This window comes from Solitalea agri (genome assembly GCF_023914155.1).
GTDB lineage: Bacteria > Bacteroidota > Bacteroidia > Sphingobacteriales > Sphingobacteriaceae > Solitalea > Solitalea agri.
The window spans coordinates 77,364-100,811 of sequence record NZ_JAMWYS010000058.1; the positions used below are offsets into that span (position 1 = coordinate 77,364).

Below are 23,448 nucleotides of genomic sequence, written 5' to 3' on the forward strand. Positions count from 1 at the left end.
ACCATGCAAAACGATAATATTCAAAATTTAAGAGAGGCCTTAAAGTTTTCTCCTAACAATGTTCCTTTAAAATTAATGCTTGCCGAATCATTGGTTCAGGCTGGTACTATTGATGAAGCATTAACTGAATTCAAGGAAATTTTGGCGATCGACCGTACCAATTCAAAAGCTAAATTCGGATTGGCGCAGTGCTATTTTCATAAAAGTGACTACCCAACAGCATCCATTATTCTCGAAGAAATTGCTCCCAATTCTTCCATTAAAGAGGTATTGGTATTGTATGCACGGGTATTGATTAGAGAAAACCGGATTTCAGAAGCCATTGATATCCATAGAAATATCCTCACACTCGATCCTTATTTCTTCGATGATGAACTCGACTCAAAACTGAAAGTAATGAGCCTGCCATCCAATGGAGATTTCGACATGAACGACCTTATTGATGAAGAATCATTGAAGTTTTTGGAAACTCCGAATGTAAGTTTTGAGGATGTAGGAGGAATGGACAGGGTTAAAGAAGAAATCGACCTAAAAATCATTCGTCCTTTAAAACACGCTGATCTTTATGCAGCTTATGGTAAGAAAATAGGAGGAGGGATCTTATTATATGGCCCTCCGGGATGCGGTAAAACCCATATTGCCAGGGCAACAGCAGGGCAGGTTGATGCCAGGTTTATAAGTGTTGGAATCAATGATATTCTCGACATGTACATTGGTAACAGCGAAAAGAATCTGCACGAAATATTTGAACTGGCTCGCCGAAACAAACCTTGTGTACTGTTCTTTGACGAAGTTGATGCATTGGGCGCCAGTCGTTATGATATGCGTAACTCAAGTGGCCGACAGCTGATCAATCAGTTTTTAGCTGAAATGGATGGCATTGATTCGAATAACGATGGAGTTTTAATAATTGGAGCTACTAATGCTCCATGGCAATTGGATGGAGCGTTTCGACGTCCGGGGCGTTTTGATCGGATCATCTTTGTGGATCCACCAGATGCACCGGCAAGGGCACAAATTCTTCAGATTATTTTAAAAGGGAAGCCTGCTGAACAGCTTGATTTAAATGCAGTAGCTAAAGCAACGGCCGATTTTTCAGGGGCTGATCTAAAAGCGGTAGTTGATATTGCCATTGAAGAGAAGTTAAAAGAAGCCTTTAAATCAGGGATTCCGGCGCCATTATCGACTAAAGATTTGGTAAGTGCGGCTAAAAAACATCGTCCAAGTACTAAAGAATGGTTTAATTCGGCTCGTAACTATGCCCTGTATTCAAACGAATCGGGCTTGTACGATGATGTATTGACCTATCTGAACATCAAAAAATAATCATCCAACCTTATGATATCAACTGAAATAGAGAAAGTCGGATTGCTAATAATGCATAAACGTTATGCCGAGGCTATTAAAGAAATCCATGGCTTGTTGGCATCTCAACCCGATAATTCGGATCTGCATTATTATATGGCTATCTGCAACCTTCATTTGGATAAAAATGATAAGGCCACGGAGAATATTAAAGATGCTATTGCTTTAGAGCCTGATAACAGCATGTATTTTTATACCTATAGCAAAATACTGCTCGACGACGATAAGATTAAAGAAGCGGATGAAAAGATACAGGAAGCCATCCATCTTTTCCCTTATGATGCCAATTACTTTGGTATTTGGGCCAATATCTTAATGGTTAAAAAGGAGTTTGAAAAGAGCCTGGAAAAAGCGAATGAGGGTTTAAGCCTTGACCCCGAAAATCATATCTGTCTTAATCTAAGAAGCATGGCGCTGGTAAAATTGAATAGGGGGGAAGAAGCAGCTCAAACCATCGACTTTGCACTCGAAAACGATCCTGAGAATGCGTTTACACATGCCAATTATGGTTGGGGATTATTAGAACAAGGCAACAACCAAAAAGCCTTAGAGCATTTCAGGGAATCTCTAAAACTTAATCCAAACTCTGATTATGCACGTGCAGGAATGGTTGAAGCAATCAAATCTAAGTACCTGATCTACAAATGGTTTTTACAGTATCGTTTTTGGCTGGGCAATAAAACAAAGGCCGCCCAGTGGGGATTTATTATTGGCTTTTACCTGCTAGCCAAATTAATAGGTGTTTTAGCTGAGGCCGATGAAGGCATTAGAATATTATTAACTCCAGTAATTATCCTGATCGCATTATTCACTATTTCAACATGGATAATTACACCAGTATCTAACTTGTTTTTGAGATTAAACGTTTATGGCAGGTATGCATTGGATAAAAATGAGATCAAAAGCTCCAACCTGGTGGGTATTTCAATTTTGGTTTCCCTTATTGCATTTACTTGCGCGTTTTTCTTTACAAATTCCGGATTTCTCGTTGCAGGAATCTTAGGTTTCACCATGATGATTCCTTTTTCGACCATGTTCAGGAATTCAAATAAAAGTAACCTGCTTTTATTTTATACCCTTGGACTATTACTGGCAGGTGTATTAGGCGTTATTGAAACATTTTATTCCGGAGAAATAGATAACACTTTTTCAATCATTTACATGGTTGGGTTTATAGCATATCAATGGGTTGCTAATTATATAGCACTTAAATAGAAAAAGGTAGATGGAGTTCTTGCACAAAAGAGTTTGGATCACCGGCGCATCCTCTGGTATTGGAGAATCCTTGGCTTATGCTTTTGCCAATGAAGGAGCTCATCTTATTCTTTCGGGCAGAAATTTAAAGGAACTGGAAAGGGTTAAGTTGAACTGTAAAGATGCCTCATTAGTAGAACTGGTACCTCTTGATATTAGCAATCATCAACAGTTATTGGAAAGAGTGGAGCAAGTGAACGGCCCAATTGACATTCTGATCAATAATGCGGGTATTAGCCAAAGGTCGTTATTGGTTGATACTTCATTTGAAGTTGAAAAGCAAATGATTGATGTTAACTTACTGGGAACCATCGCTATGACTAAAGCTATTTTACCACGAATGCTTCAGCAACGATCAGGTAAAATTGTAACTGTATCAAGCATTATGGGTAAGCTCGGAGCTCCATTACGATCGGCTTATGCAGCTTCAAAACATGGCCTTCATGGTTATTTCGATACGCTTAGAGCCGAATGTTATAAGGATAATATTAAAGTGTTGATCGTTTGTCCGGGTTATGTTCAAACGAATATCAGTATTAATGCGTTAACCGCAAACGGAACAACCCAGGGAACAATGGATGCTGCTACCGCTAAAGGATTGAAACCGGAGGTGGCTGCACAACAAATTCTGAAAGCAATTAGTTCTGATAAAGAAGAGGTAATTGTAGCCGCATTAAGGGAGCAAGTAGCCGTTTTATTAAAACGATTTACTCCTGGGCTATTGAGCAAAATTATCAGGAAAGCGAAAACAGTTTAAAGTGTATCATATAAAACGATAAAAGCTACTTGAACAAGTAGCTTTTATCGTTTATAGTGTGTTATCGTTACTTTATCAAGTTACGTTTTACATAATCAGCACTAAGCTTTATACTTTCAAACGGATTGATCTTAAAATTCTCCTGTTCTACATAAAAATGCTTAACACCATTTGTCGTTGCTGCCTCAATTATTGGCTTAAAATCAATGGCCCCATTGCCAATTTCAGTATTTAGCTTGCGGTCGACCTTATCCATGTCTTTAATATGAACCATTTTAAACCGTTTTGGATGCTCATTAAACAGCGTTATAGGATCATGACCGGCCCGAACAGCCCAATAAAGGTCGAGTTCAAAAAAGACATTATTTGTTGTGCCCTCGAGTAATTCCTTGTAAAGGTAAGTGCCCTCAATATTAATAAACTCGAAATCATGATTATGGTAGCCCAATTGTAATCCGGAAGCCTGACATAGTTCGGCAGCTTTATTTATTCGTTCAACGATGATTTTAAAATCATATGAAGTTTTTCTAACACCCTCCTGAAGATAGGGTATAACCAGGTATTGTTGATTTAAGGTTTTTGCTGCTTCAATAGCATATTTTAATTCATCGTAATTATTTCGGGCAAAAAGTTCATCTGTATTATAATGACCACTTGGAGAAGTAAGTCCCATATCAGTTAAGGTGTTTGCCAAATGTTTTGCAGACGAACCCCAAAAACCTTCTTTAATAGTATAACCATAAGTTTCAACCTCATTATAGCCCGAAGCATTGATCTTCTCCAAAACCCCATGAAGATCTTTAGTTAAATAATCGCGTAAGCTATAAAGTTGCAAGCCGATTTTAGCTTGTTCTCTTCCTGCAAATAGTAATTCAGGCATCAGACTTAAAGCAACCGCAGTTATTCCTGATTGTTTTAAAAAGGTTTTTCTCGAAATTTTCATTAATCGATAAGACTAAAAAGCGTCATAAGATAGGCCTATTTATTGAAAATAGAAATGTTCGGTAGCCTTAAGGGAGAGCCAGGCCGAACACAATCATAGTCCCGTAGCTAATAGGCTTCGACTCCTCAGCCTGACTTTTAAACTTTGCTCAGTTTGATTTCAATTCACTTTACACATCAGGCTATAATAAAAATAAAATGATTTTGACTATGTAAGAGAATTTATCTAAATTTAATTAAGGTCTTCATTTACCATTCAACTACCAATAAACACATCTCAATTTCATACAAACAGACCTATCGCTAACAACTTCTTGAAAAACGAATTATAACATCTGCACATTTTATATCGTGATAAAATCCCTGCGTATCATTTAATGAGAAATTGAGTTTTTTTAAGCTTAAATACGCTCTTATGATTTTTTCGGCAGTAAATAGTATCCAACAGGAGTTAAGTACCAATTTGAGTGGATTTCCGGTAACGGCTGACTTGGGCAATATCAGTGAAATAGTAAACGATGTTTCAGCCGCCGGTTCTGACATAATAATATCCTTAATAAATATTGAGGAAAACCGTATTTCCAGAGAACCTGATTACTTTATTCGCAGAGACAATGGGATTCTGATGAAGAACCCGGCCATTCATTTAAACCTTACTTTACTGTTTACTTCCGTAAAACCAACCACCGCTTATGGAAAGTCGTTGGAAAACCTGCAACATGTAATGGAGTTTTTTCAGCGAAAATTTGTTTTCGACCATTCCAATACCCCAAGCTTACATGCCAATATTGAGAAACTGATATTGGAGATGATTACACTAAATCTACAGCAATTACATGAAATATGGTCGGTACTTGGAAGTAAATACTATCCCTCGGTAATGTATAGGGTTAGAATGATTACGATCGACAGCATAACAGATATACAAGGAGTGCCAATTAAGGAAGTCAAACTGAACTTTTAAAACATATTTATGACTGTGTTTAACATACAGAGAGTGAACGAAGTCGTTAGTACAATTTATCGTGAATTGTTCTCGATAAAATTCGTTCATCCTGCCTATGAAACACCACAAAAGAGCTTTATTGACCAGCATATACAGATTGATACCGATATAAAAACCAATGAACTTTTTAGAAACAACAGGATAAAATATCGGTTCAATGAAAATATACTAGTATGTTTTATTGAAACAACCGCCTTTAACCCTCCAGCAGCTGAGCCTAAAGTCCCATTTGTTGCATTACCATCCGATTTGAAGATTCGTTTTCTGATAAGTAGCAGTAGTGATTTTCTAAGCAAAACCTATGCATTAGCATCAGGAAGTGTATTAACCTATCGGTTTTCAAACCAGGTTAACAATATTGATGGTGGTATTAAATTGTTAACCGCGCCTGTACAAACTCATTCACTAGCCAAAGATTATATGGTTGGTACGCTGGTGAAGAGCGGAAGCAATTTATTTACGCCAATGAAAACAGTTTTGGCAAGTCAAGGTATAGCGATAACAGATACAGCATTCTGGAAACAATTACCCGGAGTTTCACAGGTAGTAAACAATGCAGATCTAGAAAACAACTCAGCCGTAAACTCCAGCTCAATTTGTTTTGCAGTAATAGACATACATAAAACAGGAACCACGAATAACAGCTATAAAATTTTAAATACGGGGGATAAACTGTTCAATCCGGCTCCGGTATTTACCATTAAGTTTAAAAGCAGAGTTTAAAATAATTGTTTAACAATCAAAACTTTATACCATGAATGAATCGGCAATTGCAACCCCTGGTGTATATATAAGCGAAATTTCTGTGTTGCCACCTTCGGTAGCACAGGTTTCAACCGCAATCCCCGCCTTTATCGGTTACACAGAAAAAGCTGTTGATGAACAGGGGAATGCCTTAGTAGGAATTATTCCTGTTAAGATATTCAACCTAAAGGAATATGAACAGCGTTTCGGAAAGGCAGAAAACGAAAAGAATATCACCGTTGATGTCACCTTAACTACGACCCCTTCCGTTTCTGTTACAGCAGTAGCAAAATTATCCGCAGCTCCAAACCCACACAACATGTATTATGCGCTTCGCCTTTATTTTGATAATGGAGGTGGCCCTTGTTACATAGTATCCGTTAAACCATCATCAACTGTCGGAATTTTAGATACAGACTTGGAAAAAGGAATTCAGGCATTGGAGGCATTCGATGAACCCACTTTATATGTTATACCGGAGGGTCAGGTAATTGCAACAATGTCCACTTATCATGCTCTAATGCAAAAGGCAGTAAGTCAATGTGCAAAATTACAGGACAGGTTTACCCTAATTGATGTAGTTAACAATACCGCAGTTGATACCAACAGCAATATCAATACCTTCCGAACAACCGCTGGTTTGGATAAAGACTTGAGCTATGCAGCAGCTTACTATCCTAATCTGAAAACTAGCTACGAATATCAATACCTTGAAAACACTGTAAAAATTAAACTGGTAAAAAATGGGGCCGCTGCAGTAAATACCTTTTTGAATGCCTTGCTCCCCAATGAAAGTGTTGCTTATTATGCTGCCAGGGATGCCATAAAGAAAACTTTGAATCCCGTTTTGCCACCTACTCCTGCAATTGCCGGGGTAATTGCCAGCACAGATGCTAACCGTGGCGTTTGGAAGGCGCCAGCCAACGTTCCGCTTTCCTCAGTTTTCGATGTTACTGATTTCATAACTGATGCAGAACAAGCCACTATGAATATTGACCCAGGAATTGGAAAGTCGGTGAATGCAATAAGACCATTTAACGGTAAAGGCATATTGGTTTGGGGAGCCAGAACACTGGATGGCAATAGCTCCGAATGGAAATATGTTTCGGTGCGACGTTTCTTTATAATGGTGGAAGAATCGGCAAAAAAAGCAACCGTTCAATTTGTGTTTGAGCCCAATGATGCTAACACGTGGACGAAGGTAAGGGCCATGATTGAGAACTATCTTACTTTATTATGGCGGCAAGGTGCATTGGCCGGAGCTAAGCCCGAACATGCCTTTTTTGTAAAATGTGGATTAGGGCAAACGATGACTTCCCAAGACGTATTGGATGGGAAACTAATTGTAGAGATCGGAATGGCTGCTGTTCGCCCGGCGGAGTTTATTATCCTACGCTTTATGCATAAGCTACAGGAAAGCTAATTCTAAATATTAATCACTATTCACACTAAACATCACTGATATGGCACAATATCCTATTCCGAAATTTCATTTCCAGGTTGAATGGGGCGGCTCAAAAATTGGTTTTACAGAAGTAACAGGACTGGAAGTTTCAACGGAAGTTATCGAATACCGCGAAGGTTCCAGCCCGGAATATCATAAAATAAAGATGCCCGGCATGCAAAAGTTCTCAAACATAACCATGAAACGCGGCACATTTAAGGGAGATAATGATTTTTATAACTGGTGGAATACAGTTGCGCTAAACACGATTGAAAGGCGGGATGTCATCATTTCATTGTTAAATGAAAGTCATGAACCTGTGGTGGTTTGGAAGATTAAAAACGCATGGCCAGTGAAGGTTCAGTCTACAGATTTGAAAGCAGATGGCAACGAAGTGGCCATTGAAAGTATTGAACTGGCACATGAAGGGTTAACCATTCAAAATGAAGCTTAATGGCTGAGTACCCACCTGTCGGATTTCATTTTTTGGTATCGTTCCTGATTATTCCTGAATTGCCGAATGATATGCGGTTTCAGGAGGTTTCCGGACTGGATGCCGAGATTGAGATGGAGTCATTTGCTGAAGGAGGGCAAAACAGGTTTACCTGGCAGGTTCCTAAAAAGGCAAGATATTCAGATATCACGCTGAAAAGGGGAATGTATATCGATTCGATCATTATAAAGTGGTTTCGAAATGCCCTGGAAAACTTTGTTTTTGAACCTGCAAACCTTACTATATCACTTTTAAATGAACGGCACGAGCCAATGCAAGTATGGTTTGTTGTAAATGCGATTCCCAAAAAGTGGTCAATATCTGGCTTTAATGCCCAGGAGAACTCAATAGTAATTGAGTCAGTCACTTTAAGCTATCAGTACTTTAACATCATCCGTTAACAATAAAAGTACACATCATGCCTATCGAAATTAAAGAACTGCACATAAAAGCAATTGTAGCGGGCAAAGAGCCTGATAAAAACACCGGAAATTCATTTACTACCGACGAGCTGAACAAGCTTAAGAAAGAGATCTTAAATGAAGTTACCGAGAAAGTGCTTCGTACACTCCGTCAAAAAAGCGAACGATAAATGGCATCATTATTTGGAAATATTGAAAAACTATACATTCAGGCCTATAAGGATGCTGATTTGAATGAACCTGTTGGAGACCGGTTTTATGCATTGATCAACCCTGAAACGTATACCTATAAATATCGAACCGAGTTCTGCGAAACTCAAGCGGCAGGAACATCAGGAGTAGCTTTAAAGTTTTCTAAAATACCTCCGCAGGATTTCAATTTCGACTTTTTGTTTGATGGAACAGGAGCATTTAAAGATGCAGCCGGATCAGCAACTACCGGTGCTGCCTCACTTAAATTGAGTGTTCACGAACAACTTGATGACTTTAAAAAGAAACTCTTTGAGTACAACGGCGAAAAACATCGGCCCAACTACCTCAAGATCATTTGGGGTACTCTTTTGTTTAAAGGGGTGTTGATTTCGCTGGATATTGAATTTAAATTGTTTAAACCGGATGGCACCCCGATCAGGGCAATTGCCAAATGCACATTTAAAGGCACTGTAACCGAAGAGTTGAGAGTTGCGAGGGAAAATGCACAGAGCCCGGATATAACGCATGAACGAACAATAACAGCTAGCGACAGGCTTTCGCTTATGGCCAATAAAATTTATGGCAACCAGAGTTATTATACCGATGTCGCTGCCTTTAATCGTCTGGATGGGTTCAGAAAGATAAAACCTGGCGTAAAAGTTTTCTTCCCAAAAATTGATTAAACATGGCAACAGACAACAACACGGTTTTACTTGAAGAGAAAATGGATGCTGTCTCCTTGCTAATTAAGGTGGAAGGAGAAGAAATATCTCGTCAGTATCAGGTAACCACACTGACCATTCATCACGAGATCAATAAAATTCCTACAGCCAATCTTACAATAATTGACGGCGAAGCGAGCACACAAGACTTTCCGATTAGTTCCACCGGGCAATTTGTACCTGGAAAAAAGATAGAAATTGAATTGGGATACTTTAGAAACGGCCAAACATCGGAAGACAGGTTTTTATTTAAGGGTATTGTTGTTACCAATAACAATCGGGTAAGCAACAATTGTTGTGAACTGACCATTGAATGCAAAGACGAAGCGGTAAAAATGACGGTTAACCGTGGAAATGCTCATTTCGACAAGCAAATAACAGCTTCAGATATTGCCGAGCAACTGCTTAACAGAAACAATTTACAGATCGATAGTATTGCGACCGCCACTATTCATCATGAACAGGTTGTTCAATCAAATGTCTCCGACTGGGACTTTATGATCGGCCGGGTTGATGTTGTAGGAATGATTTGCGTGATAACCAGTTTAGGGGTGAAAATCAAGCAATTAACTGTAAGCAACCCGCCGACCAATGACTCAGGAGACCTGTTAAAACTGGTTCATGGCAAAAACATTCTTGAATTCAGTGCCGATAAAGATTCACGCATCAGGAATGATGAAGTAAGAACACTAAGCTGGGATTTCAAGGAACAGCGGGTTAGCACATCCTCCAATGATGAAACAACAGTTCAGGAGGCCGATGACCAAAGTACAAATGTATCCAGTGGTTACGAGATGCGCACATCGGCATATTTTTCAAGAGAAGAACAGGATGCATTAAGCAGAACAAGAAAAATAAAGCAAGATCTATCGGGAATTAAAGGTAAAGTGAAGTTCATTGCCAGAACAGACATTACGGTAATGCCCGGAGATTTTATTGAAATAAGAGGGGTAGGGAAAAGCTTTGAGGGCTATCATTTTATTTCTGCAGTGGAGCAGCAATACACAGATGGCTGTTGGATTACCGAAGCTACCCTTGGATGGGATGAGCAGTTTTTTGCAGAGCAGACCAATCCGCAACATTCGGCATCAACAACAGGACAGCCCTCAAGTATGCAAGGCCTGCAAATTGGCATAGTTACAAGCATTGAAGATAGCGATGGAGAGTACCGGGTTCGAATTAGGCTTCCCATGGTAGATAATACACAGGATGGAATACATGCACGTGTAGCAACTCTTGATGCAGGTAATCATCGGGGAACCTATTTCAGACCTGAAATTAATGATGAGGTGATTGTCGGTTTTGTAAATGATGACCCATCAAACCCTGTAATCCTGGGCATGCTACACAGTAGCGCCCATAGTGCTCCATTAGAACCCGAAACAAGCAACAATCAAAAGGGATATGTTTCCCGATCAGAAATTAAACTGCTGTTTGATGATAATAAAAAAAGCGTAATCATACAAACTCCCGGCGGAAGAGTGTTCGAACTAAATGATGATACTGGAACAATTACCATAAAAGATGCTAGTGGGGGCAAAATACTAATGGAAGATCATAAGATTACGATTAAATCCTCTCAGGATATTAATATTAAAGCAGATGGAAACATTTCATTGGATGGCAACAATATTTCAATTAAGGCGTCTGGTAGACTTAAAGCGAAAGGAAGTGCCGCTGTAAGCGTAGAAGGTGGCGGAACCACCGAAATTAAAGGAGGCATAGTAAAAATTAATTGATAGACAGATGTCACTGGCAGCACGAATTAGCGATATGCATGTTTGTCCGATGGTAACCGGAGTGGTGCCCCATGTTGGAGGCCCAATTTTAGGAGCCGGCGAACCAACTGTTCTAATTGCAGGTTTACCGGCCGCAGTTTTAGGAGATATGTGTATATGTGTCGGTCCGCCTGATTCAATTGTAAAGGGCTCATCGACAGTTTTAATTGGTGGTAAACCGGCAGTAAGATTGGGGGATACCACCGCCCATGGAGGAACAATTGTAGCAGGTTGCCCAACCGTATTGATAGGAGGATAAATCATGGAAACAATAAAATCATTTCTTGGAATAGGTTGGGGATTTCCTCCTCAGTTCGACAATAAACTGGGAGCAGTTATAATGACTGCCAATGAGGAAGATATCGATAGAAGCCTCGAAATACTACTTTCTACCCGTCAGGGAGAACGCGTAATGCAACCGACTTATGGTTGCAATTTAGACGAGTTGTTGTTCGAGCCATTGACCACAACACTTAAAACCTATATAAAAGACTTGATAGCAACCGCCATTTTGTATTTCGAGCCGAGAATTGATGTAGATAGGATCGTGCTGGACGATACAGCCGAGTTGGACGGTCGCGTACTAATTACCATTGAATACACCGTCAGGTCCACAAATTCACGATTCAATTTTGTGTTCCCTTATTATAGAACAGAAGGAACGGAGATCAAAAAATAATGCATTGAGAAATGGCATGTAACGAGAAAAACCCTTTAGAAAGGGAAGGAACAAGCATACTTAACCGAATGCTATCGGCATTGGCCACTTCTTTCGTTAAACCGGATGAAAGAGAAGCTGCTGATATGGTCCTCTTTATGCGTCGTTATTCTGCCTATCTCAATTATTATAATTCATCAAATGTGCTGGATGGGGATTGGGAACCCTTAATGAAAATGGATATTAGTGTGACTCTTGCCGTATTGATGCGATTAGATGCTCATAAATGCTCTGACTATAAAAAACTGGTGTACAAAAAGATCAGGATAAGCGGAACTGATACGGAAGCGCAAAAGCAATTCACCTATATTTTCGACCTGTCGTTCTCATTATTAAAGATCGTTGCCGAACAGTATCATTTACTTCCGGAGACAAGCGAATTTAAACAGGAAATAGAAACAATTATTAAGTCCAAGGTATTATTACCAGCCGTCAATCTCAAAAAGTTATTTGATGACTTTAAAACAAACGATTTAATAAACAACACATTAATAACTGATAGTGAATCACCTATAAACACTATTCAAAGCAATAGCTTTAACCTATCAGACCTGGGTGCAGAATGGACCTTACCTACAGCAATTCAGGGATTGACCATACCTGCTTCATTAACCGTTCCACGAAGCAAGATCATTTACATCATTAATCATAATTTCTTTAATGCGCAGGTAGAAGCCTTGTTAAAAGCAATTTCAACCCTTGCAGAAAAGGCTCATATTTTATTTGATACAACGCTTGATAACTTTCCATCACATACTCCTCATTACGCCTTAGTGCTCTCTTTTATAAAGTTGTTTGGCTTTGCACAAAATGAGCTGAATAAATACACTCAACACCACCTTGACTTTTATTATAAAGATGTTTTACAACTTACCAATAAGAAGGCCATTGCTGATTCTGCACACTTATTGATGGAGCTTCAAAAACCAGTTCCAAAATACCTTTTAACAGCAGGCACTTTATTCAGAGGAGGCAAAGACAAAACCACCGGTAAGGAGTTAAGTTATGCATTAAGTCAGGATGTGGTTTTAAACAAAGCGAAGGTTGAGAAGCTACAATCGATACAAATTACAAACGATACAAAAGAAATACTAGCTGCTTCTTCTATTGCAAATTCTGAAGATGGACAAGGCGCTAAATTAACTTCGATTGACAATAGCTGGTTTACGTTTGGTGATCCGGAGAAAATCAGCCCTGCAGTAACCGGCTTTGCCATTGCCACGAATCTATTATTTCTTAATGAGGGAACACGTACAATAACGATCACTGTAAATTTCGTTGCAGGCACTAACAGCTTTGTCGGAGCATCAACGCTTCCTATAGGCGGATTATTTACTGGAAAGCTTAGCGGTTTAAAAGATTGGCATAATACAGACGCCCAAGTACAGGCGAATAGTGCAGGAAATACCCTTACTTTTTTGTTAACACTCAGTCCTGATGACCCGGCGATAATTCCTTATACAGAAAGTATTCATAAGGAAAATATCGAAACAGATTTGCCCGTCCTTAAGATCTACCTCAATCAATCCTCAGCGTTTTCATTCCCTTACCGCTTGCTAACCAATGACCAGATAAGTTCAATAAAAGTTGAGGTAGAAGTTAATGGAGTACGCAATCTGGAGCTTTCGAGCGAAACCGGAACCATTGATGCAGCTAAACCCTTCAAGCCTTACGGTGAATTCCCTGTATCAGGCGCTTCATTTTATATTGGCAGTAAAGAAATCTTTCAGAAAAGTATAAATGAGTTAAGGTTCGAATTCGGTGAAACCATACCTTATAGCGGTGAGATTGAATATTTACGCCAGGGAAAATGGATTGATATTAGAGGAAATTCATTAGGAACAGATACTTACACTATCAACAGCAATTTTGTTGCGGCCAAAAAAGATTTCACCCAAAATGAGCCTTTAACAGCCACAACCTTAGAGGGCTTTATTCGATTACTGCTTGCTTCTAATGAATACTCTAAAAGCACCTATTTATCGAATGTTAAAGCGCAAATCGACAACACTACGATTAGCCAAAGCACTACCAGTGCCACAACTTATGAGATTACCACTGGTGAAATCGCATCTCCTCCTGAATTAACACTACCAAGCTTTTCAATCAGTTATAAAGCCTTTGCAAGTATTCCACTTAGCAGTGTTAATACCAATAGCAACCATCACTTTTTACATTTAACCCCATTTGGGTATTACGAAGCTGCATTTGACCCATTGAGTCCATCAAAGAAAATCAGCCTGGTAACGGAAATGCCGAATGATGGAGAACTATATGTTGGATTAAACAATACAGAGCCGGAAGAGGTAGTAAATCTTCTCCTTCAGGTTGCTGATGGTTCATCTAACCCACTAAAAAACGAAGAAACTATTACATGGTATTACTTATCAAAAGGCAATTTATGGAAGGAGTTTGAAAGCAAATACATCATTGACAGAACCCATAATCTTACCCAATCAGGAATAGTTACGGTTACCTTGCCAATTGATATCAGCAATGAAAACACAGCACTTCAAAAAGGACTTTATTGGCTTAAAGTAACAGTAAAACAAAATCCGGATGCCGTTTGTAAATTAATACTCGTGCAAGCCCAGGCAGCCCTGGTTCAGTTGGTTCAGAATGAAACCAAACAAATTGAATTTTCACAAATACTACCAGCTGGAACTATCTCAAAACCAGTTACTGGTATAAGTGAAATTAAAAATATTACCCAGCCATTTGATTCATTTGGAGGAAGAACCAGAGAAACAGATGAGCATTTTTACACTAGAGTAAGTGAGCGACTTCGTCATAAACAGCGAGGTATCACTATTTGGGATTATGAACACATAGTTCTGGAAGCCTTCCCTCAAATAAGTAAGGTAAAATGCATTAACCATGCGGGATTTTATACAGCAGGAGATGGTTCAGAGGTCTTTTGCGAAAACTATCCAGGTCATGTGTCCGTGATTACCATTCCCGACTTTAGAAATAAATCTGGCATCAACCCTTTACGTCCGTATACACCGATTGGAACGATCATCAATATTGATGAATACTTACACAAGCTCATCTCACCATTTGTAAAACTGCATGTAAAGAACCCACAATTTGAAGAAGTGCAGTTTGAGTTTTCGGTAACTTTTCATGAACACCTTGATGAAGGATTCTATCGCCAGATGCTGGAGAAAGAGATTGAACGGAACCTAACACCTTGGGCTTTCGATTCAACTAAAGAGGTGACTTTTGGCGGAAAAATAATCAAATCAGCTGTTCTCAATTTTATTGAAGAACGTGCTTATGTTGATTTTGTGACCTGTTTCAAAATGCACCATATCATCACTCGAAATGGTGCAACACATATAACTGAAAAAAGAGATGTTGAAGTAGCGGTACCTTCAACAGCCCGATCCCTACTCGTTTCTTATTACAATGAAATAACCAAAATAAAGCATCTAATTAATTCACCTGCCACCTGTGAATGCTGATGGAAGAAAGAACAACCATATCAAAAAACAGGCGACTTTCGCAAGCAATGGATTATGAATTCTTGCGGAAGGAAGGGCTACGGCATATCGAAAGCTTATCGAGCGACTTATGGACGGATTATAATGTGCATGACCCGGGAATAACAATTCTGGAAGCTCTTTGCTATGCCATAACAGAATTAGGGTATCGGTGCGGATTTGATATGAAAGATCTACTTACCGATGAGAACGGAGACTTGGTAAGTGGACAAACATTCTTTACAGCAAAGCAAATACTAACCGTAAATCCGCTAACCATTAATGACTATAGAAAACTATTGGTCGACCTGATTGGAATTCAAAACGCCTGGTTTATTGCGGATGACTTTATAACTGTAGACGGTAAAAATATACCTGTTAATGAAATACCTATTTATGCCGATTGTGAGAATGATCAACTGACCTTTGTGCCTAACCAGCAACCGATATTTATTTCAGGGTTATATAACGTTTTACTTTCGCTAGATACAGATGATCGATTTGGCGATCTAAACGATGGAGATATTGTAATTGGTAATCCTGAATTGGCAGGCAAATATGTGGAGAGTGAGTTTTACTTTTCAATAGAGTTGGAAGCATGGAAAAACGCAGACTTTGAATTTGCAAAAACGGCAACTGATGAAACCAAGATTCAGTCGGCAACACTTACTCCAAAAGCAAATGGCTGGAGTTGTGAAGTAACCTTAACAGGGATTACAAACTCTAAAAAGTTTGGAGTTACCATTTCAAAACAACCTGACTCCGGTAAGCTTAATGATGCGGATGCTCAACTAATCTTCGGAAACAAGCAATGGCTCGCAGCAATATTTAAGGAGTACTTTGGAAAGATCAGGCTGGCCGAAAGCATTGTTAAAAGTGCTATTAAAACATTGCATGAACACCGCAACTTATGCGAAGATTTTATTAAAGTTACCACTGCCGATACGGATCAAATAGCATTCTGTTTTGATGTTGACGTACAACCTAATGCCGATATAGAAAAAGTGGAGGCAGAAATCTTCTATCAAATCGAAAACTACCTCAATCCACCCATTCAGTTTTATTCATTAAAAGAATTACTCGATAAAAAAGTCCCTGTTGATGAGATATTTAACGGCCCAGTTTTGCAACATGGATTTATCGATACTGATCAGCTGGAAACAACCAATTTGAAGAAGGAATTACATGCTTCTGATATCATTAACCTGCTGATGGATATTGAAGGTGTAATTGCGATTCGTAATTTCCAGATGACCAAGTATAAAGAAGACGGGGAAGTGGACAGCGCCTTTAAAAGCCTTAAGTGGTGCATGCCGATAAAACCCTTGCATAAACCGGCTCTTAGAGCTGACAAATCAAAAATACTGTTATTTAAAGATGAGTTCCCTTTCATCGCCAGGTATAATGAGGTAAAAGACACCATTCTGTTGCTTCATGCAATCCGCTCAAGGAATAAATTAAGCGGCTTACAGGCCGATTTACCGATTCCAAAGGGAACCAAAAGAGATACAACCAGTTTCTGGCCAGTACAGTACGATCTTCCGCAAGTTTACGGAGTAGGTGAGGCCGGTTTACCAGCAGAAGCAACCCCAGAACGAAGAGCTCAACAAAAGCAGTTAAAGGCTTATTTGATGTTTTACGAACAACAACTGGCCGATTTCTTTAATCAATTGACCAACGCGCATGGGCTTTTTTCAACCAATAAGCTTACTCAAACTTATTATGCCCAGTTTCTTTCCGACATAAAAGATATTGAAACGGTCTATCGTCCGAATGTAACTTCTGCCATACTGAAAGATGCCATTACCAATCCAGACTCAACAAAAGCAGAGAAAAATGAATGGCAAAAGCTTTATGAACCTAAAGACCTTTTTGAAGACCGAAGAGAACGCTTTTTAGATCATTTACTCGCCCGCTTTGCCGAATCATTCAATGACTATGCTTTAGTGATGTACAGGATCAATTATGAAGATCAAACTGAAGAGAAGATAGCCTTTGAAGAGGTTTCGGCAGCCAAAATGCAAACATTAAAGCAATATGATGATATAAGCAGCAACCGGGGTAAGGCATATAACTATTTTCCGCAAACAACACAGGTAGTTGATAATATCACACAGTATTTGCTGGACACCACCAAATTGTGGGATACCGATAATGTTTCTGGATTGGAGAAAAGAATCTGTGCACTTACCGGAATCAAGGACTTTACACGGAGATTTTTATACTGCATTAAACAGGTTGAAGTGATCTGTACTGAAAAGGAAGTAATTGAAAGCGGCAACAAGATACTTAAGTGCTTTCATAGCTTCAGTATCACCACATTGAATGGAATCAACCTGATTTCTAAGGATTATGAAAACAAGGCAGATGCCGAAGCTGCTGTAGTCGATCTAATTAATACCGGTGTTACAATAGCCAATTATTCGGTGGTTAATGAGGGTGGAAAGTTTAAAATAAAGTTCAAGGATGTTCTTTCTGGCTCGAATGAATTTGCCACTGAAAATGCCGCGAATGAGGCCATTCAAGAAATTACAAAAGAATTTGAAGGAGACTGCAACGACCCAGAAGGACTAAATCTCATTGAACATCTGTTATTACGTCCACGAACCAGCGCATTCAACCTCATGCAGGTTTGTTTGCATGATTGCGATTGTCCTTGCGAAGTGGACCCTTATACCTTTAGAGCATCTGTAGTGCTACCGTATTGGCCAGCACACTTTGATAATATGGCTTTCCGCAAATATTTCGAGAACAAGATCAGAGAAGAAGCGACTGCCCACATCATGTTAAAAATTTGCTGGTTAAACAACGAACTGATGCGGGAGTTTGAGGTTCGCTATAAACGATGGATCGAAATGCTGGCGGCCTATTCATTTGACCAAAAGGCCAATGAATCCGATTTTATTGATGCCAACAACAAAATGATTGAAATTTTGAATAGTCTGCATAGTGAATATCCACTGGCAACACTGCACAACTGTGACGAAAGTAAAGAAGGAAGCAATACAGTGGTTCTAAATAAAACAGTTTTGGGAACATTTAAATCTTAATACTATGGGTATGCAAACCAGTTTTCCTGTATTTGATGCCGACCAGGTTCTAACCAACACACACCTGAATGATTTGCGCAAATACCTCGACGAACAAAACAGGTTAACCCGTTCGAAATTGATCGGGTGTGGTATTGTGTGCGGTTTGGAAATTACTGTTGGAACATCTTCTATCAAAATATCTAAAGGCTGTGGATTAACTTCACAGGGCTTTTTAATTACACTTTGTGATAACGAATACACGCATGTAATCCCTTATAACGCTCCAGAGTTCCCTGAAGATTTTGATTTTATCTCCCAGTGTGGAAGTGGTGTGGCAGGTTCAATTCCGTTTTATAAACCAGGGTTTACAGACCCAATGCTTCAGTTAATCACATCCGCTCAATTAAATGAACTAAGTGCTGATATAAAAGCGACAGCTGTAGCTCTTTCGAGCTTGAGCAATCAAGTTTTAGCTGAACTTGCTGTCGTACTATTCCTGGAAGCCGAACAACTAAAGCTAAAAAATTGTGATACCAACGATTGCAACGACAAAGGCAGTCGCATGGATTTTGAACCCAAAGTTTTACTTATTAAAAAAGCTGTTTTAGATAAGATAACTGTAAATAACCCGGGAAAAGGTACAAAAAATCCTTTACCACACGTAGAACTTAAACGCTATAATGTCCCGGTAAAAAATGTACTAACTACATCAGCTGTTTTAGCGGCTTTTGCAGCTATCACTGACGATGTAACCATTGATAAAATTGATCTGGCTTTAAACGGCAGCTACACTAACTACAGTTACTTATTGGAGGAATCATCTGGAAATCCTTTCGGCGGAGTTGGAAATGCATTAAAGCTGGCTAAACAGAAAATCCTTACCAACAATCCTCTGGTCATCCAATATTTCTATGACTTTTTGGACGACCTGGTTAAAACCTACAATGAGTTTAGGGAGAAAGCTTATTATGTAAATAGTGAATGTTGCACCGATGAAATGCGGTTTCCTTTGCACCTGGTACTTGGAGAGGCCACAGCAAATACATTGACCGGCAAACAATCTGCCTATCGACAGTTTTTCATCTACTCACCACTTTTCGATGCGCAAAGCTATCAACTTGGAGAAATACGTTTCCTGTTCAATAAACTCAAATTACTGATACTCAATTTTACCCCTGATGTTCCTTCGGAATTTGGGAAAAGGCAAATTAAAATCACCCCTAGTTCATTTGGTAAAACTCAGCTCGGCGATCGTTGCATACCCTATTATTATAATCTGAAAGTAGGAGCAGGCCAATCCTCATTACTGCAATTTTGGAATTATAAGAAAACGATTGAAGGCGAAGCTGATTACAATTTAGGCTATAAAAGTGACGAATATACTGACGCTTCCAATACGTTGGTCCGAGAACCTCTGCTTTTTGATATCGAAAAGTATAATTTCTTCAGAATTGAAGGACATATAGGTAAACAGGTTGCAACTGCATTGCCCGATATCCTTGAAATAAAGCAAGAAAACAATCTTCCGCTTGAAGTTATAGCGCTAAGTGCTGATTTTATTGGAGCAATACTGAAAGGAGAGGAGCCTCAATGTGTAATTCAGGACTTGGAGTCGGATTACAGAGTATTAATAGCCGAATTCATTTGCAAACTGCATGATGCTTTCTGTAATATTTATCGGTTTGAATTTAAGCCTAAAGCGTTAGATCTCCATCTCGTTAGAGCTAAAGAGGAGCTTGTCAAAGGATTGGTAACAAACACTGTTGATGATGAAGATGAAGACGAAGTAAATGAACTGATAGCCAAAACTGATTTCGAAGGATTAACAATTAACCATCCTATTTTATCACGATTGGTGAGCGAATCACATCTAACTAAAATATATCAAAAGGGAAGTTCTTTAAGAAAGATCTGTGGGGTAAAGAAGGGCTCAATAGGCGATATTTATCTTTCGAATATTGCCGGTAATATATTTACTAATCCTATCTCACTCGATACCCGAATAAAAGCGGCTAGTTTATATTTCAGGTTTTTCGAACTCATTGACAGTATTGAAAGCATGTTCAAAATTCTGCTTACCAATGAACTTTCGGAGCTGAACATGACTGAGTTCAAAACGGCTTATAATCGATACGAAAAGGCGGTAAAGAATCTTGCTAAACAATTGAGATTAATAACTGATAAAGTGCAAGTATTTTTAAGCACTTGTATTGTTGAGCAGTTGGAGGCACTTAAGGATGAATACCGCAGACGGATCAATCAGTACAAGCTCGCCCAAAAATTCAATAATTACTTTAAAAAGCATGGAGGAATTGAGCACAAAGCTGGTGTAGTAAGGGGAGGAACCTTCATTTTGGTTTATTTTGAAGATACAAGAAACCGAAAATTTGATGTAAGCGCCTTGTTTGTCAATAAAAACCTTGGAAAACTGATGCTGGCAAAGCATCCTGACCTGATCGATCGGGATGTTTCAGATGAAGAGATTAAAGCGGCTACGGACGAGCTCCAAACAGCGGTAGAGTTCAAATGTCCGGAGCAGTTTACTTACTTTACCAATGCAGTAAAAGATTTTCTTGATGCGGATAAGAACATTCCGTTAGCTTCTCGCGACGCCCTTTTGGCAGCCATACGAAAACCACCTCAAAGGACAGCATTTCCTTTTACTTCAGGTACTGTTATCGCCGATTTTTATGTACCATACATCTGTTGCAGCGATTGTACACCAGTTTCCTATGTACTTCAATCCTCAGAGCCAGCGCCATTACGAATTGTCGCAGGTGATCCTTTATGTAATGAAAGCGGAACGGAATATAAAGTAAACATTGAGGTTGATGGTGGCACACCTCCGTATGTGATAACCGCTAGCGGTGCTCAGTTGACCGATCAATTCGTAGTACTAAAAAGCGGCAGTCCTGATCTTAAGGTTTCTGTTAAAGATTCAGAAGGTAAAACAGCCGAAGCAGTTATAAAAAGCCATACTTGTCAGGTTCCTTGTAACCTTCCATGTGGAGGAAATTCAACGGCCTGCCATTATATTTTATGGATATCCAAACCAGTTAGTAAGCTGGTCATGGAACCAAGAAATGCCACATTAAAATTGATTGATGAAAATCTGAAAGAAGTACCAATTGATATATTGCCAATCTTTAAAGATGTACTTGCAGCTAATCAAAACGTACTTACTTCTACCAATTTCGATGCGGTTTTCAAAGCACTGTTTGACAAGATAAATGGATTAATACCAGGCCAGTTTATTGGCAACAATCAACCAATGTTTGCTTACGATGCACAAACGCAGTTATTAATTATCGATAAGTTTGATTGTCATGATTTCTCAATGACATTTGAAGTATCGTTCATGCTAAATGATCAACTGATGAATCTGCTTGTAATGTATGAAAAAACAGGTGTTACTATAGTAGATACGCAACGGCAAACCAAATTCTTAGTTCCTCCATTTGGTTGCATTGCTGTAAATAAATGTACTGGGGTTAAGGTTGAAAAATGTAATAATAAACCTGTAATAAAAGAACTAATTGGTAACCAGGTTGAATTTAACAAACCAGTATTTGAATTCAGCATTCAACCAGATTTTAACACCTATCTCTGGTTCTTCCATAGCGGGCTACCGATTTATAGCACAGGAGCAAAACCCCAGGTCCAGTTACTTCCAAGTAATGATAATCCATTAGTAAGAGTAATAGGTATTACTAAAGAAGGTTGCTTTGCTTTGCGCGAAGAAAGAGTAAAACTGAATGTGATTGTTGGAAATGTGAAAAAGAAAGATACTACTAAACCGCCTAAGGGTAAAAACAAATGAGCAGGGTTGAGCATAAAATACAAAAGCAATTTGTTGAGGTTCAATTTTCAAACATTGATGATGCCTTTGGTATGCAAAACAGGCTGACAGAGGTGTTTTATGATCGCATACAGCCTCAGATTGAGGTCTTGTTTAATGCGCTCTTCGGTGAGAACTATTTCGCCGCTGTTGAGCATCTTGAGATTGATTGTGGTGTATTAAATACTAAAAACTGGGAGGATGAATTTACTATTGAAGTAATTCGTAAACTAAAAGAAAAGTTGATCCTAGTCCCTAAAAAGGAAATTGATTTAAGAACAAATCAGCAACAACTAGCCGAAGAAGCTTTTTTCTTTTTTCTTGAGCATGGTTATTTACAATGGAACTATAAAATACAATCAATCAACGAATTGGAGTCATTACTTCTGCTAAATGATCAATTCATCCAATCGCTTAAAAAACAAATTAGTGACAAGAAGATAGCAGTAAAACGGTTAGCTTATCAGTTCTCAGAAAGATTTGTTGATGCCATTATTGCAGCGATTCTAAAAGGGAAAACAAGTCTTGTGGCCACTATCAAAAAACAGTTTAAAGATTTTTCTTCTGAAAATGAAGATCAGGCTATAAATGATCCCAGGGCAATAAATGCAGTACTGCTAAAAATACTTACTGATGAGAAAACTCCATTTTCGATTGATTCAGACATTGAGTTTGTAATTGATCGAGCTGTTAAATTGATTAGCCAATCGGAAGAATCAAGTCAATCTAATTCAAAGAATATAGTAACTAATGAAATTTACCTCAACAACGCCGGTCTTGTATTATTACATCCTTTTTTACCGGTATTATTTGAGGAACTAAACTTAATGAGTGGTACAAGCTGGATAAGTAACGCATCACAAAATAACGCGATGCTGGTTTTGGAGTATTTAACAACCGGCAATGAAGAATTCCAGGAGTTTGACCTAACTCTTAACAAAGTGTTATGCGGAGGAGATATTGAAGCTGTGGTCTTTACTGATATTGAATTGGAAGATAACGTTAAAAACGAATGTGATCTACTATTACAAACGGTTATTCAGCATTGGTCGGCGCTTAAAAACACAAGTATTGAAGCCCTTCGTTCAACATTTTTGCAACGGCAGGGTAAGCTGACACAAACCGATGAGGGTTGGTTGCTGGTGGTTGAACAAAAAGCTTATGATGTACTGATTGACAAATTGCCTTGGGGCTTTGGAACTATTAAGCTCCCATGGATGAACGGCATTTTACACACCGAATGGTGTTGAACAATA

At 38.8% G+C, this 23,448-nt stretch carries 18 protein-coding genes; 17 read left to right on the plus strand and 1 reads right to left on the minus strand.

Features of this window, described 5'->3' with window-relative positions:
• Positions 1-3 precede the first annotated feature (3 nt).
• From NF867_RS16405 to NF867_RS16415, 3 genes are read left to right on the plus strand one after another with little or no spacing between them, the layout of a single operon-like run.
• Positions 4-1,326 carry a tetratricopeptide repeat protein gene (locus tag NF867_RS16405; RefSeq protein WP_252589479.1) on the plus strand — a complete coding sequence of 441 codons (1,323 nt, stop codon included), beginning with the start codon at positions 4-6 and terminating at the stop codon, positions 1,324-1,326.
• A gap of 12 nt (positions 1,327-1,338) precedes the next feature.
• Positions 1,339-2,580, plus strand: coding sequence for a tetratricopeptide repeat protein (locus NF867_RS16410; protein ID WP_252589480.1), 1,242 nt, complete (start codon positions 1,339-1,341; stop codon positions 2,578-2,580).
• A 10-nt stretch (positions 2,581-2,590) separates the two neighbouring features.
• A complete protein-coding gene (locus NF867_RS16415) occupies positions 2,591-3,376 on the plus strand; it encodes an SDR family oxidoreductase (RefSeq protein ID WP_252589481.1) in 786 nt (261 codons plus the stop codon).
• Between the two features lie 67 nt (positions 3,377-3,443).
• On the opposite strand, the gene NF867_RS16420 is transcribed toward NF867_RS16415, so the two are convergent.
• Positions 3,444-4,319 (minus strand): sugar phosphate isomerase/epimerase family protein, encoded by an 876-nt coding sequence (locus NF867_RS16420; protein WP_252589482.1) that lies wholly within the window; start codon positions 4,317-4,319, stop codon positions 3,444-3,446.
• Between the two features lie 414 nt (positions 4,320-4,733).
• On the opposite strand from NF867_RS16420, the gene NF867_RS16425 reads away from it, so the two are divergent.
• The 14 genes from NF867_RS16425 to NF867_RS16490 are packed head-to-tail and all read left to right on the plus strand — an operon-like array spanning position 4,734 to position 23,442.
• Positions 4,734-5,282 carry a Pvc16 family protein gene (locus NF867_RS16425; protein ID WP_252589483.1) on the plus strand — a complete coding sequence of 183 codons (549 nt, stop codon included), beginning with the start codon at positions 4,734-4,736 and terminating at the stop codon, positions 5,280-5,282.
• 33 nt (positions 5,283-5,315) lie between these two features.
• Positions 5,316-6,047, plus strand: coding sequence for a hypothetical protein (locus NF867_RS16430; RefSeq protein ID WP_252589484.1), 732 nt, complete (start codon positions 5,316-5,318; stop codon positions 6,045-6,047).
• 31 nt (positions 6,048-6,078) lie between these two features.
• The gene (locus NF867_RS16435) at positions 6,079-7,491 is read left to right on the plus strand and encodes a phage tail sheath family protein (RefSeq protein WP_252589485.1); all 1,413 of its coding nucleotides are present in this window, start codon (positions 6,079-6,081) and stop codon (positions 7,489-7,491) included.
• 40 nt (positions 7,492-7,531) lie between these two features.
• Positions 7,532-7,966, plus strand: a complete 435-nt coding sequence (locus NF867_RS16440) for a phage tail protein (RefSeq protein WP_252589486.1) — start codon at positions 7,532-7,534, stop codon at positions 7,964-7,966.
• A complete protein-coding gene (locus tag NF867_RS16445; RefSeq protein ID WP_252589487.1) occupies positions 7,966-8,406 on the plus strand; it encodes a phage tail protein in 441 nt (146 codons plus the stop codon). The genes NF867_RS16440 and NF867_RS16445 overlap by 1 nt, the downstream gene beginning before the upstream one ends.
• 17 nt (positions 8,407-8,423) lie before the next feature.
• Entirely contained in the window at positions 8,424-8,597 is a 174-nt protein-coding gene (locus NF867_RS16450; RefSeq protein ID WP_252589488.1) for a DUF5908 family protein, read from the plus strand.
• Positions 8,598-9,302, plus strand: coding sequence for a CIS tube protein (locus tag NF867_RS16455; protein WP_252589489.1), 705 nt, complete (start codon positions 8,598-8,600; stop codon positions 9,300-9,302).
• Between the two features lie 2 nt (positions 9,303-9,304).
• Entirely contained in the window at positions 9,305-11,080 is a 1,776-nt protein-coding gene (vgrG, locus tag NF867_RS16460; protein ID WP_252589490.1) for a type VI secretion system tip protein VgrG, read from the plus strand.
• A 7-nt stretch (positions 11,081-11,087) separates the two neighbouring features.
• Positions 11,088-11,378 carry a PAAR domain-containing protein gene (locus tag NF867_RS16465; RefSeq protein ID WP_252589491.1) on the plus strand — a complete coding sequence of 97 codons (291 nt, stop codon included), beginning with the start codon at positions 11,088-11,090 and terminating at the stop codon, positions 11,376-11,378.
• Between the two features lie 3 nt (positions 11,379-11,381).
• Positions 11,382-11,798 (plus strand): GPW/gp25 family protein, encoded by a 417-nt coding sequence (locus tag NF867_RS16470; RefSeq protein ID WP_252589492.1) that lies wholly within the window; start codon positions 11,382-11,384, stop codon positions 11,796-11,798.
• An 11-nt stretch (positions 11,799-11,809) separates the two neighbouring features.
• Positions 11,810-15,304, plus strand: coding sequence for a baseplate J/gp47 family protein (locus tag NF867_RS16475; RefSeq protein WP_252589493.1), 3,495 nt, complete (start codon positions 11,810-11,812; stop codon positions 15,302-15,304).
• The gene (locus NF867_RS16480; protein WP_252589494.1) at positions 15,304-18,372 is read left to right on the plus strand and encodes a hypothetical protein; all 3,069 of its coding nucleotides are present in this window, start codon (positions 15,304-15,306) and stop codon (positions 18,370-18,372) included. The genes NF867_RS16475 and NF867_RS16480 overlap by 1 nt, the downstream gene beginning before the upstream one ends.
• A 10-nt stretch (positions 18,373-18,382) precedes the next feature.
• Positions 18,383-22,174: a hypothetical protein gene (locus NF867_RS16485; RefSeq protein ID WP_252589495.1), complete on the plus strand. Its 3,792-nt coding sequence runs from the start codon at positions 18,383-18,385 to the stop codon at positions 22,172-22,174.
• Positions 22,171-23,442 (plus strand): contractile injection system tape measure protein, encoded by a 1,272-nt coding sequence (locus tag NF867_RS16490; protein WP_252589496.1) that lies wholly within the window; start codon positions 22,171-22,173, stop codon positions 23,440-23,442. Before NF867_RS16485 ends, NF867_RS16490 begins: the two co-directional genes overlap by 4 nt.
• The last annotated feature ends 6 nt before the right edge of the window (positions 23,443-23,448 follow it).

Coding starts and splice junctions, on each gene's coding strand:
- NF867_RS16440 (WP_252589486.1), top strand. CDS start 7,532: ATGGCACAATATCCTATTCCGAAATTTCATTTCCAGGTTGAATGGGGC.
- NF867_RS16475 (WP_252589493.1), top strand. CDS start 11,810: ATGGCATGTAACGAGAAAAACCCTTTAGAAAGGGAAGGAACAAGCATA.
- NF867_RS16485 (WP_252589495.1), top strand. CDS start 18,383: ATGCAAACCAGTTTTCCTGTATTTGATGCCGACCAGGTTCTAACCAAC.
- NF867_RS16465 (WP_252589491.1), top strand. CDS start 11,088: ATGTCACTGGCAGCACGAATTAGCGATATGCATGTTTGTCCGATGGTA.
- NF867_RS16455 (WP_252589489.1), top strand. CDS start 8,598: ATGGCATCATTATTTGGAAATATTGAAAAACTATACATTCAGGCCTAT.
- NF867_RS16435 (WP_252589485.1), top strand. CDS start 6,079: ATGAATGAATCGGCAATTGCAACCCCTGGTGTATATATAAGCGAAATT.
- NF867_RS16420 (WP_252589482.1), bottom strand. CDS start 4,319: ATGAAAATTTCGAGAAAAACCTTTTTAAAACAATCAGGAATAACTGCG.
- NF867_RS16480 (WP_252589494.1), top strand. CDS start 15,304: ATGGAAGAAAGAACAACCATATCAAAAAACAGGCGACTTTCGCAAGCA.
- NF867_RS16450 (WP_252589488.1), top strand. CDS start 8,424: ATGCCTATCGAAATTAAAGAACTGCACATAAAAGCAATTGTAGCGGGC.
- NF867_RS16415 (WP_252589481.1), top strand. CDS start 2,591: ATGGAGTTCTTGCACAAAAGAGTTTGGATCACCGGCGCATCCTCTGGT.
- NF867_RS16490 (WP_252589496.1), top strand. CDS start 22,171: ATGAGCAGGGTTGAGCATAAAATACAAAAGCAATTTGTTGAGGTTCAA.
- vgrG (WP_252589490.1), top strand. CDS start 9,305: ATGGCAACAGACAACAACACGGTTTTACTTGAAGAGAAAATGGATGCT.
- NF867_RS16405 (WP_252589479.1), top strand. CDS start 4: ATGCAAAACGATAATATTCAAAATTTAAGAGAGGCCTTAAAGTTTTCT.
- NF867_RS16470 (WP_252589492.1), top strand. CDS start 11,382: ATGGAAACAATAAAATCATTTCTTGGAATAGGTTGGGGATTTCCTCCT.
- NF867_RS16425 (WP_252589483.1), top strand. CDS start 4,734: ATGATTTTTTCGGCAGTAAATAGTATCCAACAGGAGTTAAGTACCAAT.
- NF867_RS16445 (WP_252589487.1), top strand. CDS start 7,966: ATGGCTGAGTACCCACCTGTCGGATTTCATTTTTTGGTATCGTTCCTG.
- NF867_RS16410 (WP_252589480.1), top strand. CDS start 1,339: ATGATATCAACTGAAATAGAGAAAGTCGGATTGCTAATAATGCATAAA.